Annotated in this window: 14 protein-coding genes; 10 read left to right on the plus strand and 4 right to left on the minus strand. The window is 67.1% G+C overall.

Features of this window, described 5'->3' with window-relative positions:
* Positions 1 to 32: 32 nt before the first annotated feature.
* Positions 33 to 422: a DUF5318 family protein gene (locus GOPIP_RS27435; protein ID WP_006373170.1), complete on the minus strand. Its 390-nt coding sequence runs from the start codon at positions 420 to 422 to the stop codon at positions 33 to 35.
* 177 nt (positions 423 to 599) lie between these two features.
* Here GOPIP_RS27435 and GOPIP_RS27440 point away from each other — a divergent pair, with 177 nt between their 5' ends.
* Positions 600 to 1,313 carry a PadR family transcriptional regulator gene (locus GOPIP_RS27440; RefSeq protein ID WP_006373171.1) on the plus strand — a complete coding sequence of 238 codons (714 nt, stop codon included), beginning with the start codon at positions 600 to 602 and terminating at the stop codon, positions 1,311 to 1,313.
* Positions 1,306 to 2,394, plus strand: a complete 1,089-nt coding sequence (locus tag GOPIP_RS27445; RefSeq protein WP_006373172.1) for an inositol-3-phosphate synthase — start codon at positions 1,306 to 1,308, stop codon at positions 2,392 to 2,394. The genes GOPIP_RS27440 and GOPIP_RS27445 overlap by 8 nt, the downstream gene beginning before the upstream one ends.
* 72 nt (positions 2,395 to 2,466) lie before the next feature.
* On the opposite strand, the gene GOPIP_RS27450 is transcribed toward GOPIP_RS27445, so the two are convergent.
* On the minus strand, positions 2,467 to 3,150 hold the full coding sequence (locus GOPIP_RS27450) for an IS1096 element passenger TnpR family protein (RefSeq protein ID WP_240524039.1): 684 nt from the start codon (positions 3,148 to 3,150) through the stop codon (positions 2,467 to 2,469).
* A 159-nt stretch (positions 3,151 to 3,309) separates the two neighbouring features.
* Positions 3,310 to 4,329 carry a hypothetical protein gene (locus tag GOPIP_RS27455; RefSeq protein WP_006373174.1) on the minus strand — a complete coding sequence of 340 codons (1,020 nt, stop codon included), beginning with the start codon at positions 4,327 to 4,329 and terminating at the stop codon, positions 3,310 to 3,312.
* Between the two features lie 157 nt (positions 4,330 to 4,486).
* Here GOPIP_RS27455 and GOPIP_RS27460 point away from each other — a divergent pair, with 157 nt between their 5' ends.
* The 4 genes from GOPIP_RS27460 (at position 4,487) to GOPIP_RS27475 (ending at position 9,057) form a co-directional block, all read left to right on the plus strand.
* Complete coding sequence (locus GOPIP_RS27460; protein ID WP_006373175.1) at positions 4,487 to 5,257, plus strand: HNH endonuclease family protein; 771 nt, start codon at positions 4,487 to 4,489, stop codon at positions 5,255 to 5,257.
* A gap of 80 nt (positions 5,258 to 5,337) precedes the next feature.
* Positions 5,338 to 6,279 (plus strand): quinone oxidoreductase family protein, encoded by a 942-nt coding sequence (locus tag GOPIP_RS27465; RefSeq protein WP_006373176.1) that lies wholly within the window; start codon positions 5,338 to 5,340, stop codon positions 6,277 to 6,279.
* Between the two features lie 310 nt (positions 6,280 to 6,589).
* The gene (locus GOPIP_RS27470) at positions 6,590 to 8,011 is read left to right on the plus strand and encodes a phenylacetate--CoA ligase family protein (RefSeq protein ID WP_006373177.1); all 1,422 of its coding nucleotides are present in this window, start codon (positions 6,590 to 6,592) and stop codon (positions 8,009 to 8,011) included.
* The gene (locus tag GOPIP_RS27475; RefSeq protein WP_006373178.1) at positions 8,008 to 9,057 is read left to right on the plus strand and encodes a ThiF family adenylyltransferase; all 1,050 of its coding nucleotides are present in this window, start codon (positions 8,008 to 8,010) and stop codon (positions 9,055 to 9,057) included. The genes GOPIP_RS27470 and GOPIP_RS27475 overlap by 4 nt, the downstream gene beginning before the upstream one ends.
* A gap of 13 nt (positions 9,058 to 9,070) precedes the next feature.
* On the opposite strand, the gene GOPIP_RS27480 is transcribed toward GOPIP_RS27475, so the two are convergent.
* On the minus strand, positions 9,071 to 9,799 hold the full coding sequence (locus GOPIP_RS27480) for an MSMEG_1198 family transcriptional regulator (RefSeq protein ID WP_006373179.1): 729 nt from the start codon (positions 9,797 to 9,799) through the stop codon (positions 9,071 to 9,073).
* A 143-nt stretch (positions 9,800 to 9,942) separates the two neighbouring features.
* On the opposite strand from GOPIP_RS27480, the gene GOPIP_RS27485 reads away from it, so the two are divergent.
* The 4 genes from GOPIP_RS27485 to GOPIP_RS27500 all read left to right on the plus strand — a co-directional run bounded on the left by GOPIP_RS27485 (position 9,943) and on the right by GOPIP_RS27500 (position 14,112).
* Positions 9,943 to 10,599, plus strand: coding sequence for a helix-turn-helix transcriptional regulator (locus tag GOPIP_RS27485; RefSeq protein WP_006373180.1), 657 nt, complete (start codon positions 9,943 to 9,945; stop codon positions 10,597 to 10,599).
* Between the two features lie 39 nt (positions 10,600 to 10,638).
* Positions 10,639 to 12,060 (plus strand): acyl-CoA synthetase, encoded by a 1,422-nt coding sequence (locus GOPIP_RS27490; protein ID WP_006373181.1) that lies wholly within the window; start codon positions 10,639 to 10,641, stop codon positions 12,058 to 12,060.
* 169 nt (positions 12,061 to 12,229) lie between these two features.
* Entirely contained in the window at positions 12,230 to 12,805 is a 576-nt protein-coding gene (locus GOPIP_RS27495; protein ID WP_006373182.1) for a TerD family protein, read from the plus strand.
* A gap of 131 nt (positions 12,806 to 12,936) precedes the next feature.
* Positions 12,937 to 14,112, plus strand: coding sequence for a DUF475 domain-containing protein (locus GOPIP_RS27500; protein ID WP_006373183.1), 1,176 nt, complete (start codon positions 12,937 to 12,939; stop codon positions 14,110 to 14,112).
* The last annotated feature ends 97 nt before the right edge of the window (positions 14,113 to 14,209 follow it).

Genomic DNA, 14,209 nt, shown 5'->3' on the forward strand with positions numbered 1-14,209 from the left:
AGCCGGACATCGATGAGGCGGCCGCGGGCCGCTTACTCGGCCACCCGGCGACGACGGGCAGAGCGCGGAGGCAGACCGGCAACGTATGACTGCACGAGATGGTTCCAGCTGCAGGTCCGGCACACCTCGACGACGTGCACGGAGAATTCCTCGGCGGTCGTGTCCAGGCGGGAGATCTCCTCGGTGGTGCGCGCGGACCCCGACACCTGGCCGAGTCTCTCGCCGAACACCCACGAGACCAACGTCACGTGCTCTTTGCGGCAGATCGGGCAGAGCGTCGAACTGGGGCGACCGTGGAACTTCGCGGCGCGCAGGAGATAAGGACTCGCGTCGCAGACCTCGGCCACGCCAACCCGCCCGGAATGGACCTGCGACAGCCGCGATCGCCGCTGGAGGGCGTAGTCGACGATCTGGCGTTGCACGTGAACCAGCGTACGTGGTCGATATCGGCGTTGTCGGTGTGACCTGCCCGTCGATTCGGGCCTGTCGAGACCACGATCGCCACCCGCAAGTCGAGGCCGATATCGACAGCGTTTATATCGGTGCGATACATTGGGCGAAAGCATCGGCACGACGAACCATCGGAGAGGGGGTCAGCGGTGCTCGAAATGGCGATCCTCGGCCTCCTGCTCGAATCCCCCATGCACGGCTATGAGCTGCGCAAACGGCTCACCGGGCTGCTTGGCGCATTCCGCGCGTTCTCCTACGGTTCGCTGTACCCGACGCTGCGTCGGATGCAGGCCGACGGGCTCATCGACGAGACCAGCGCGCCGTCGGGAGTGAAGGTGCGTCGCGGACGTCGCGTCTATCAGCTCACCGACGCCGGACGCGAACGCTTCACCGAACTCGTCGCCGACACCGGGCCGCAGAACTACACCGACGACGGATTCGGCGTGCACCTTGCCTTCTTCAGCCGCACCCCGGCGATCGCCCGGATGCGCATCCTCGAGGGCCGGCGTCGTCAGGTCGAGGAGCGCCGTGAAGGCCTGCGCGAGCTCGTCGGTCGCGCCACCGGCGCCTCCGACCGCTACACCCGCCAGATGCACGAGTTGAGCCTGGAATCGAGCGAGCGCGAGGTCCGCTGGCTCAACGAGCTCATCGCCGCCGAGGCCTCGGAAGCGTCGTCATCGGCGGCGTCGGCATCAGCCCCCACAGATTTCCCGGCCACCACGTCACCGACGTCAGGTACGTCACCGACGACCGGTGCCGAGGAGCAGGAAGAAACCGAGCAGGACGAACCGCTCGGTCGAACCCCCGTGTCGCAGCCCAGTGCTGCGGCCCGACAAGAAAAAGGAGAACCCGACCATGGGTGAGCCCAATAAGGTGCGCGTGGCCATTGTGGGCGTAGGAAACTGCGCTTCATCCCTGGTCCAGGGCGTGCAGTACTACCAGGACGCCGACGAGAACGCGACCGTGCCCGGCCTGATGCACGTGAAGTTCGGCCCCTACCACGTGCGCGACGTCGAGTTCGTCGCCGCGTTCGACGTCGACGCCAAGAAGGTCGGCTTCGACCTGTCCGACGCGATCTTCGCGAGCGAGAACAACACCATCAAGATCGCCGACGTGGCGCCGACCGGCGTCACCGTGCAGCGCGGTCACACTCTCGACGGTCTCGGCAAGTACTACCGCGAGACCATCACCGAGGCCGACGGCGACGGCGTCGACGTGGTGCAGACCCTCAAGGACAACGAGGTCGACGTCCTCGTCAGCTACCTGCCCGTCGGATCGGATCAGGCCGACAAGTTCTACGCCCAGTGCGCGATCGACGCGAAGGTCGCCTTCGTCAACGCGCTGCCGGTCTTCATCGCCTCGGACCCGGAGTGGGCCAAGAAGTTCACCGACGCCGGTGTCCCGATCGTCGGTGACGACATCAAGAGCCAGGTCGGCGCGACCATCACCCACCGCGTGATGGCCAAGCTGTTCGAGGACCGCGGCGTCGCCCTCGACCGCACTTACCAGCTCAACGTCGGCGGCAACATGGACTTCAAGAACATGCTCGAGCGCGAGCGCCTGGAGTCGAAGAAGGTCTCCAAGACCCAGGCCGTGACCTCCAACCTGACCGGCTCGCTCGCCGGCAAGGTCGAGGACAAGAACGTTCACATCGGCCCGTCGGATCACGTCGAGTGGCTCGACGACCGCAAGTGGGCCTACGTCCGGCTCGAGGGTCGTGCCTTCGGTGACGTGCCGCTGAACCTCGAGTACAAGCTCGAGGTCTGGGACTCCCCCAACTCGGCCGGCATCATCATCGACGCCGTGCGCGCCGCCAAGATCGCCAAGGACCGCGGCATCGGCGGCCCGATCCTGCCCGCGTCGGCCTACCTCATGAAGAGCCCGCCGGAGCAGGTCGCCGACGACATCGCGCGCAAGCAGCTCGAGGAGTTCATCGAGGGCTGACGCCTGATCGTCCGACCCAGCGTTTCCGTGGCGGTTCTCCCGAAGGGGAGGACCGCCACGGTCGTTTCGGTGTCACCCGAACTCGTCCAGCAACTCCAGGAGCCGCCCGTACTCGACGTCAGGATCGCAGTGATCGGGGCCGCCGGCGGCGATGTCGATCAGCTCACTCTCACCGGTACACCACTCGACACCCTCGGTCGTGATCGTGAACGTTCTTGCGGCAGAGCCTTGCTCACGTTCACCAGGAGTCGCGTGGACATAGTGCAGTTGCGTGCCGGGAGGCTTCAGGATCCAGCCGATATCGAAGATCTGCGCCGGGTGCACGTTCCGGGCAGTCTGCTCCACGAACTCTGACGGGATGTCATACCGTCGATATCGACGCGTCCCGTCGGCGAATTCGAAGTCGGCCACGGGCCGTCCGTCGAAGATCAACTGGATGCACTCAGCCAGTTCGGACAGCAGCACCTCACCCGGCATCACCACTCTCCGCCACCGGACCACCCGGGAGTTCTCGACGAGCTCGACGCGAAGGGTGAGCACCGGATACTCGTCGTCCAGGTACTCCCCGTCATCGGGATAGAGGTCGTCCTCGCTGTCGGCGTCCCACGCCAGAAAGCGGTCCTCGTCGAGATGATGCGACGACAGCGGAGGCCGAATGTGGTTGTGCCGACGCATGTTCTGCGCTCTGCCGGCGGTACCGCGTCGGGCTTTGCGCCGAGCGCGTCGTGCGGACTTGTCGATCGATTGTCTCCCCATGCCGGTGACGATATCGGTGGGTACCGACAAATCCGACAGACCTCACATCACTACCGCCCCCGCCCTCGCCTCCGCGAATTGCTCTTGCGCCGCCGATGCTCTTCTCGACGAAGATACTGCTGGTGCTCGAACCCCTTCATTGCAACACTGAGCGGTCCCTCAAGACCTTGGGGCACAACGTATTTGCCGTCCTCCAGACGCATCCACCCGTAGGTGATCATCTCGTCGAGGGCCTCGCGGATCCCCCGGTTTGTCCACGTAATAGGGGTCGTCGTGAATCCGGAGTGCGATTTCCTCGGCAGCCTCGTTGTCCATCTCGTCGTCATCCTCGTCCTCGTCGTCCCACAGGGAGTCGAACCAGTCGACGCCGCGCGGGGTGGAGGACGACCCGGCATCGATGAACGCGCAGAACTCTTCGCCCGATCCGCGGTTGCTCATCGATCGTTGGTCGTCGAGGAGGCGAACCACCCACTCCGAGAAGGTATCCCGTACCTGATCGATCGGCGGGCGCCCATCGCGCCAGTCCTTGGCGCCGGGGCCGCGGTGGATCAGGCCGTCGCCGCCGTAGGAGATCAGGGCGTGCTCGGGGTTACTTGCGTACTGGATGAGCCGCGAGGCGAGCCCTGCGGAGATGCCGAGCTTCGTCGCGCACGTGTCCAGGCCCGCCGGCAGCTGGCCGCCCGGAGCGGTCGGTTTTCCCTTCCCGATCCACTTCAGGATTCCCAACAGGCTGCGCATGGGTTCGACGGACAGCAAGACCTGCCGTTCGGCGTCGAAGTCATCCAGGCGCAGGCCGTCGATCGCGGAGTCGACCACGGTGCGCGCGGCCCGCAGCGCAGCGGGCGTACCGCTCCACTTTCCGGCGGATTCGGTGAAGATCAGGTACGTGTGCAGGGCGAAGCCGAGCTTCTCGCCCGGCACCAGGGTATCGAGCGCGGCCCGGAAGGCGAGCCCGACCTCGGTGAGAATCTCGGCGTCCGTGGACGTCCAGGCGATCGGGTCGAAGTCCGGGTTCGCTTTGTCCACCACCCGGAATGCGGCGCGAAGGTAGCGGCTCAGCAGCATTGACTCGTCGAAGTCGATCTCGGGCACCTCGCCAAGCGCCCACAGGCGGTATTCGTCGACGATTTCTTCGCGGCGCGCCTCGCGTTGCCGTTGTGCGGCGATGTCATCGGACATGTCTCGAGCCTACGAAGCCGGAACGGTCTCGGCGAGGTCATCGGGAGGATCGATGGCGAGCACGATGCGGTCGTGAGTGTTTCCCGTGGAACAACGGTGACCTGGGCCGCCGCCCGCGGTGAGAAGGACTGTCGGGACGATCCGGCACAATCGGCCCATGCGACGACGAGGTCTGGCGCTCGGGGCGTCCGTGGTTGCGATCGCCGCGATCGCAGGCTGTGCCGCACCTGGGGACCCGGTGACCGTTACCTCACCCGGCGCGACCGCGGTGAATGACACCGCACCGAGCTCCGCGACGTCATCGTCCTCGGTCGGGACACCCGCCCCGAGGACGCTGTCCCCCGAAGCAGCGCTGGCGTGGTCGCAGCTGCAGGCTCTGCCGGTCAAGGGACGCGCACCCAAGACGGGTTACAGTCGCGCACAGTTCGGTCAGGCGTGGTCGGACGACGTGAACGTCGACGACGGTCACAACGGCTGCGACACCCGCAACGACATCCTGCGCCGCGATCTCATCGACATCGTCCTCAAGCCCGGCACGCGCGGATGCGTGGTGCTCTCGGGGACGCTGCACGATCCCTATACCGACAAGACCCTCGGTTTCACGCGCGGCGCGGCCACCTCGTCGTCCGTGCAGATCGACCACGTCGTGGCGTTGTCGGATGCCTGGCAGAAGGGCGCGCAACAGCTGACACCGCAACAGCGCATCGACTTCGCCAACGACCCGCGCAATCTGCAGGCCACCGACGGGCCTACCAATCAGAAGAAGCGCGACGGCGACGCCGCGACCTGGCTACCCCCGAACCGTGCGTATCGGTGCACGTATGCGTCGCGGCAGATCGCCGTCAAGACCGCCTACCACCTGTGGGTGACCTCGGCCGAGCGAGATGCGCTGGCGCGCATCCTCGGTACGTGCTCCGCTCAGCCCTGAGCATGAGGCCCGTAGTCCGGGGGCCGTAACCGTGAGGGCCGTAGCCTTGAAGTCATGGGCCCTCGCACCGGCATCCCCACATGACCCCCACACGCCGCTGGGTCGCCCTCGGCCCGGGCGGCCTCGATGATTTCGCCCTCACCGACGTCGACGTGCCGTCGCCCGCACGCGGTGAGGTGACGATCGAGGTGACCGCCGCCGGGGTGAATCCGGCCGACCTCAAGCACGCGCGTGCCGCGACGGATTTCCCGCTCCCGATCGGGTACGAGGTCGCGGGCCGGATCGTCGCGCTGGGCCCCGACACCGAGATCGGTTCTGGTGCCGCAACAGTCGGCAACGAGGTCCTTGCTTTCCGGGTCAGTGGCGGATACGCGACGGCTCTCACGGTGCCCGCGGAGAAGGTGTTCGCGCGGCCGGAGACCCTGGGTGTCGACGAGGCGGCCGGACTCCTGCTGGCGGGTACGACCGCCGCGGACATGCTTCGTGCGGCACGTACTGCCCGGGACGAGCTGATCGTGTTGCACGGTGCGTCGGGAGCGGTCGGGGTGGCGGTGCTGCAGCTGGCGCGCCTGCGGGGAATCCGGGTCATCGGCACCGCAGGTCGCCGATCGTGTGAGCGCGTACGCGACTTCGGCGGCCTGCCCGTCACGTACGGGCCCGGCGTGCCCGACCGCATCCGGGCTGCCGCCGACGGTCGACCGATCGCCGCCGCGCTCGATGCCGTCGGCACCGATGAGGCGGTCGACGCGTCGCTCGATCTCGTCGCCGACCGCTCGCGGATCGTCACGATCGCCGCGCCACGGCGCGCCGCCGCCGACGGGTTCCGCGCCCTCGGCGGCCGCCAACCGGAGAGCGCAGAGTTTCGGGATGCGGTGCGCTCCAACCTGATTCGACTCGCCGCCGACGGTGATCTCGTCGTCCCGATCGGTGCGGTGTTCGGTTTCGAGCAGGCCCGGGAGGCTCTGCGCCTGGTCTCCGACGGGCATGCCGGCGGAAAGGTCATCCTCCGTACCGACCGATGAGCCGTCGAGCTATCACAGGGGTACGACAGAAATGAGCGCCGAGCGAGCCGCCAGAATGCCATTTCACGGCCGAATCTCGGTAACCAAATCGCTGTAAAGCTATGCACGACAGCTGCTTTCATTCTCAGTCATTCACTCGCCCTACTGTTCGCTCGGCGGTCGGGTGATCGGTCGAATCGGACGCGTGAGGCTCGCGTCACCACCATGTGCGGGGTCAGACTGAGTGGGCGCCGACAACCGTCTCACTCCTCGGAAACGCGAGTGAGATAACCGATCTCACGTCGGCCACTTCTTCCCGAGGAGGAGCGCCGTGCTCACCATCAGCGATCTGGACCTGGCCGTGGCGATGGCCGACCGTGCCCGCCGCAGGGTTCCTGCCTACGCAGACTTTCTGCGCCGCAACGGCATCGATCCCGGCGAACGTATCGACGCCGAGGCCTTCACGCAGCTGCCCGTGATGACGAAGGCCGGCTACATCACCCGGTATCCGCAGCCTGCCCGCTACTGGGACGGCCGGATCACCGAGGCGATGATGTGGTCGTCGACGTCGGGTTCCTCGAGCGGAGTGCCCACCCAGTTCGGGCGTGGAGCGCTCGCCCTCGAGCAGAGTGCCGCGATGTACGACCGGATCTTCACCGACTCCTTCACCTCGCAACCGCGAACCACGTTGCTGATCAACTGTTTTGCGATGGGTACCTGGATCGGCGGCACGTACACGATGGCCGGCGTGAGCGAGCTCAACAACCGCGGTCACCGAATCAGCGTCGCCACCCCGGCGATCGATCTCGACGTCGCCGTGGCCACCCTCGCCGAGCTCGGCCCCTTCTACGACCACGTCGTCCTCGCCGGATATCCACCACTGATCAAGGATCTCCTCGACAACACCCCGGCCAATCTGCTCGCGATGGACATCAAGCTGCTGCTGGCCGGCGAGGCGATCACCGAGAAGTGGCGCGACCACGTCCTCGATCTGCTGCATCGACACTCCGAGCCCGAGCGGATCTGCCTCAAGTACGGCACCGCCGACGCCGGACTGATGGGCTACGAGACCCCGAAAAGCATCGCCGTCCGGCGAGCCGCCCTCGATGACGCCGCCCTGTCGGATGAGTTGTTCGGTCCCGGCATCACCGCCCAACCGACGTTCGTGCGCTATCACCCTGAATACCGCTACACCGAGTGCGACGACGAGGGTCATCTGCTGTTCACGGTCGATTCGGCCATGCCGTTGATCCGCTACCGGATCAACGACCGCGGACGGATCCTCGACGGCACGCAGCTCCACGAGATCCTGCGCACCCACGGACACGACGACCTCGCCGCCGACGTGGAGCCGCACGATCACTTCCTGGTGCTGCACGGCCGCACCGACATCGCGGCAATCTTCCACTCGCTCAACGTGTACCCGGCCAACCTGCGGCCGGCGTTCGAGGACCCAGCCTTCGCCGCCGACCTCACCGGACGATTCGTCGTCGAGGTCCTCGAGAGCGAACAGCATCATCAGACCCTGCACATCCGTGCCGAACTGGCCAAGAACACCTCCGCCGAGGCAGGTCTGGCCCGCGCGCTGCGGGACCGCTGCCACGAGTCGTTGGTGAGCACCAACTCCGAATTCCGGGCGCTGAGTGCGTCATTGGGGAAAGCCGCCCGCCCCACCGTCTCCCTGTACGAGTACCACTCGGCGGGATTCGGTTCCGGCGCAAAGGACGTCTACATCCGAGGAGCAGCACGATGATCGAGATTCTTCACCCCACCCACGACCGCAGCCACATCGACACCCTGTGCACAGCGGGCGAGTACCGGCTGGTCGACGCGTGGACGACCGCACTGCCCGAGCTGACCGCGCTCGCCGCGTTCACCGGCGAACCCGTCCCCGAAGGCGGCGACCCCTCCGACGTTGACCCCGACGACGGCGACCTCGACGAGTGGAGCCGCTACGTCGTCTACCCGTGGCGGCACACCGTGGTCCGCACACCCGTCGACCCGGTCTTTCACCGACTGCGCACCGCACGCAATCGCTTTCTGATCACCGACGACGAGCAGGCCGCCTGGTCGGCCGCGCGACTGGCGGTGGCCGGGCTGAGCGTCGGCGCCTCCGTTGTCGGCGTCGCGGGATTGACCGGCGCCCGCCGATTCCATCTCGCCGACCCCGACACCCTCGGGCCGACCAACCTGAACCGGCTGTCGGGTTCGGTGTGCGATCTCGGCGTCGAGAAGACGACCCTGGCTGCCCGGCGTCTCCTCGAGGCCGATCCGTACGCCGAGGTCACCACGTGGGCGCAGGGTTTCGAGCCGGCCATGGCACCGGAGTTCTTGCGGTCACCCGACGGCCGCGCGGTCGACGTCGTGATCGAGGAGATGGACGACCTCGCCATGAAGGTCGCGCTGCGGGTGCATACCCGCCGGGCCGGGCTGCCACTGATCATGGTCACCGACGACGGCGACAACGTGATCCTCGACGTCGAACGCTACGACGTCGACCCCGACTATCCCCTCTTCCACGGAAGCGCCGGGGAGATCACCGACCTCGATACCGCCGCCCTACGTGATCCGGCGAATCGGGTCCGGCTGGCCGGGGCCATCGTCGGTGACGACGTGGCGCCGCGACTGTCGCAGGCGCTCGCCGAGGTGGGCCGGACCATTCCGTCGTGGCCGCAGTTGGGCACCGCCGCGAGCCTGGCCGGTGTGGTCGGCGCCTTCGCCGCCCGCACCATCGTGTGTGGAGGCGAACTATCCTCGGGCCGTTACCGTTTGGCGGTCGACGGAGCGCTGGCAGCGTGACGCGGGCTGCCGGTCACGCCGCCAATACGTCGGCGTGACCGTTGCGGCGACACCAGCTCATCAGGTAGCGGGCGTGCAGTCCGCACCACCGGTACACCGACGCCTGGGTCATCGGCAGATCCTCGTCGTGCTCGCCCCGACGGACGATCATCGGACCGATGTAGTGACTGGTGATCTTGTTGGCGGTGTTGGGTGACACCTTGGCCACCCGCGCCAGCGTCGCGGTGTCGGAGACGTGGCCGGCGGCGATGGCGCCGGCCATCCGACCCGCGGTCTGCCCGCGGCGGCCGGTGAACAGCTCGTAGAGGCTGGGCCGACGATTGGCCGCGGGGGTCTGGGGCAGCCGGCGGCCCAACGCGGCCACGCTGATGGCGTCGGCGAACGCGGCGAAGCCATCGGATTTGGCGACCACCCCGACCACTTCTTCGCGGCGGCGCGCCTCCTCGATGAGGTCGGCCTCCATGCTGTGACCCTGCGCGGTCAGCAGGACCGGCGCCAGCCGATCGTGATTGCGCAACGACTCGATCACGTCGAGACCGTCGAACGCCCACTCGGTGTCCGGCCGGTTCCACACCAGGTCGGCGGTCACCACATCGAACCGCACCCGGCCGGCGACCCGGCGAATGAACTCGGAATCATCAGTGGCCACCTCCACCGTCCAGTCGGCAAATCGCGACCGCAACGGCGCCGCGACCACCTCGCCCAACGGGGAGGCCACCAGTACACGTAAGCCCTCCGACATGGCCTCTATTGTGCCTCGCTAACGACGTTCATGCGTAATCACGCATGACGATCGCGGTTTGGGGGCCTTTTACACCTGAATCCCGACCATTTGTGTCGCACGAAATGGTGACCTGCCCTCGCAAACCGGACATCGTTGAATCCATGCCGCACGACCCCTCAGATCGCCCCGTCCCGACCGTCGTTCCCGACTCCGACGCCGCCGTCGGGGAGGCTGCGCCACTGTTCGTCGCGGTCGCCGCCGAGGACGACATCCTCGACACCGCCCTGTGCACTCTCGTGGAGGCCTGGGGTCATCGGGCCGGCATTCTGCGCCCCGACGCCGACCACTCCCGCTCCGGGCGGCCCGCCGACGAATCCGGGACCGTCATCATCGTCCGCTCGACGCGTCGACTGATGGAGGTCCGGCAACATCTGCGACTGCGCAAGGCGATCATCGTCGGGCTCGGTGTGCGCGCCGACGATCCGCGCGGTATCGACCTCGCGAACACCGGGCGCGCCCCGGCCGAGCTCGCGGCATACCTGACCAGCGTCGCCGATCGCCTTCCCCACCAGTCGGTCCGCGTCCGGCTGACCGATCGCGAACGACAGATCCTCACCACCTACGCGCTGGGCGCGACGATGCCCGAGACGGCCAAGCGCCATCACATCGCAGAAAGCACCGTGCGCGAACACTATCGCCGGGTGACCCAGCGCTACGCCGACGCCGGCAAGCCCATCGGCAACAAGGCACAGCTGCTGCTGCGGCTGATGAGTGACGGATGGGTGCGTCCGCGGGAAATCCTGCACGCGGCAGGGTGAGTCGGCTCGCAGCTCAGGGTCGGGTGGCAGCATGGGACTGTGCTGCTGCCGTCGCTGATCCCCCACGCACCCGACCTGTCCGATGCCGTCGTCGTCGGTGACGACCGTCTGTCACGCGAAGACCTCGTCGGTGCCGCGACCGCGGTGGCCGAACGTATTCGCGGGGCACACACGCTCGCCGTCCTCACCCGCCCGACGGCCTCGACCGTCCTCGCCGTCGTCGGCGGCCTGATCGCGGGGGTCGCGATCGTGCCGGTGGCGCCGGATTCGGGGCGCCGCGAACTCGACCACATCCTGCAGGATTCCGGCGCACAGGCCTGGTTGGGTGAGGCCCCCGCCGAGACGTCGCTCCCGGCCATCCCGGTCCGCCGCTACGCCAAGTCCTGGCATTCCCATCCCGAACCACCCGCCGACGCCACTGCACTGATCCTCTACACCTCGGGCACCACCGGCTTGCCCAAGGGCGTCCCGATCACACGACGCGCGATCGCGGCAGGCCTCGACGCCCTCACCGACGCCTGGGCATGGACGTCGGAAGACACACTCGCCCATGGCCTTCCGCTGTTCCACGTCCACGGCCTGATCCTTGGGGTGCTGGGACCGCTGCGGCGCGGCGGCCGGCTGATCCACACCGTCACGCCGACTCCCGACCATTACGCCCGCGCCGCCGACGCCGGCGCGTCGATGTTCTTCGGGGTTCCGACGGTGTGGTCGAGGATCGGCGCGGAGCCGGAGTCGGCCCGCCGGCTGTCGGGGGCGCGGCTGCTGGTGTCGGGGAGCGCTCCCCTACCCGTGCCGGTGTTCGACCGGATCCGCGCGGCCACCGGCCACGAGATCGTCGAACGCTACGGCATGACCGAGACGATGATCACCGTGAGCACCCGCGCCGACGGCGAACGCCGACCAGGCTGGGTCGGACTCCCGCTCGACGGCGTGCAGACGCGCCTGGTCGAGGGCGATGCCGTGCTGCCGCACGACGGCGAATCCGTCGGCGACCTGCACGTCCGCGGCCCCATGCTGGCATCGGGATACCTCAACCGGCCCGAGGCGACCGCGCAGAGCTGGCTCGACGACGGCTGGTTCGCCACCGGCGATGTCGCCGTCATCGACGGTGACGGCATGCATCGCATCGTCGGACGCCGCGCCACCGATCTGATCAAGTCCGGCGGATACCGGATCGGCGCAGGCGAAATAGAGACCGTCCTGCTCGCCCACCCGTCGGTCGCCGAGGTGGCCGTCATCGGCGTCCCCGACGACGATCTCGGCCAGCGCATCGTCGCCTACGTCGTCGGTGAGCAGGCCATCGACGGGCCCGGCAGCGACGGGTCCGGCAGCGACGAGGACCTCATCGCGTTCGTGAGCGCCGAACTCTCGGCGCACAAGCGTCCGCGCGAGATCCGTCGGGTGGAGTCGTTGCCGCGCAACGCAATGGGGAAGGTGCAGAAGAAGCTGTTGGGGTGAGCGGCGATTGCCGTCCGGCCGTCGCCGCGCCTGACGCAATTTCCTTGTCATCCACAGTTCGTTCGGTCGGCTGACGCATCCCTGTCCGATGCCAAACTCTTCGCATAAGGTGTGTGGCATCGCACGTAGAGTTGCGGTTGGCCGTTCAACGAAAGAAAGGCATACGGACATGGGCGTGAGCCTGAGCAAGGGTGGGAACGTCTCGCTGACCAAGGAGGCCCCCGGTCTGACCGCGGTCGCCGTGGGTCTCGGCTGGGATGCCCGTACCACCACCGGTACCGATTTCGACCTCGACGCCAGCGCCATCGCGCTGGGCACCAACAAGAAGGTGCTCTCCGATCAGCACTTCGTCTTCTTCAACAACCTGCGCTCGCCGGACGGCTCGATCGAGCACACCGGCGACAACCTGACCGGTGAGGGCGAAGGCGACGACGAGGTCATCAACGTCGATCTCGCGGGTGTCCCGCCGGAGATCGACAGCATCGTCTTCCCCGTCTCGATCTACGACGCCGACGCACGCAGCCAGTCGTTCGGCCAGGTCCGCAACGCCTACATCCGCGTCGTGAACCGCGCCGGCGGTGCCGAGATCGCCCGCTACGACCTGTCCGAGGACGCTTCCACCGAAACCGCCATGGTGTTCGGCGAGCTCTACCGCAACGGTGCGGAGTGGAAGTTCCGTGCCGTCGGCCAGGGCTACGCCTCCGGCCTCGCGGGCATCGCCCGCGACTACGGCGTCAACGTCTGAGAAACCGACACATCGCGCGAATGCCGCACCCGCTCATGGCGACGGGTGCGGCATTCGTTGTACACACACCGGCAGTACACATGTCGTTTCGACTCCTGTCGCTCGTCCACATGTAGAAAGGCCACATCCCCGTGGTACTCCGAATATTCGGTCTCTCCATCGTCGTCACGGTCCTCTCCCTGATCGCCGCCTTCTTCTACGGCGGCACGACGGCCCTGTTCCTGACCCTCATCCTCGGCATCCTCGAGGTCTCGCTGTCCTTCGACAACGCCGTCATCAACGCCACCGTGCTGCGGCGGATGAGCGAGTTCTGGCAGAAGATCTTCCTCACCATCGGCGTGATCATCGCCGTGTTCGGTATGCGACTGGTGTTCCCGCTCGTCATCGTGTGGCTGGCCTCGGGCCTGAACCCGGTCGAGGCGATGCGATTGGCGCTGAACCCGCCGGCCGACGGGGCCGCGTACTTCCCCGACGGCTCGCCGAGCTACGAAACCTATATCACCGATGCCCACCCGCAGATCGCGGCGTTCGGCGGCATGTTCCTGCTGATGTTGTTCCTGGGCTTCATCTTCGAGGAGAAGGAGATCACCTGGCTCAGCTGGATCGAACGGCCGCTGGAGAAGATCGGCAAGCTCGACCAGCTCGAAGTGGTCGTCGCGGCGGTCCTGCTCATCATCACCGCCGAGTTCATCGCACCCGATCAGGAGCGGTCGACGGTTCTGTTCGCCGGCATCCTCGGCATGATCACCTACCTCGCCGTGAACGGTCTCGGTGAGCTGTTCAACACCGATGACGACGATCCCGACGAGTCCGATGACGAACGCGCACAAGCGCAACGCACGCCCGGGGTCGACGACGCCGCGGGCGTTGCCGACGCCGAGGTACGCCGCCGTTCGGGACCGAGCGATCTCGCCAAGGCCACCGGCAAGGCCGGCTTCTTCTTGTTCCTCTACCTCGAGGTGCTCGACGCGTCGTTCTCCTTCGACGGCGTCATCGGCGCATTCGCGATCACCGCGGACCCGATCATCATCGCGTTGGGCCTCGGCCTGATCGGCGCGATGTTCGTCCGCTCGCTGACCGTCTATCTGGTCCGCAAGGGCACACTGAGCGAGTACGTCTACCTCGAGCACGGAGCGCACTGGGCCATCGGCGCTCTCGCGTTGATCCTGTTCTACTCGATCGGCACCCACGTTCCCGAGGTCGTCACCGGCCTCGTCGGCGTCGTGCTGATCGTGGCGGCCTTCATCTCCAGCGTCGTCCGGCGCCGCAACGAGCCCGAGGACGCCAAGGATCACATCGAGATCTGAGTTCGACCGACACCGATACACCACACGGATACACCAACGCGGCACGAGCTCGTGGGCGCCCCCTCTGCACGGGGCGCGTCCGCGAGTTCGTGCCGCG

Source organism: Gordonia polyisoprenivorans NBRC 16320 = JCM 10675 (assembly GCF_000241325.1).
Classification (GTDB): Bacteria; Actinomycetota; Actinomycetes; order Mycobacteriales; family Mycobacteriaceae; genus Gordonia; species Gordonia polyisoprenivorans.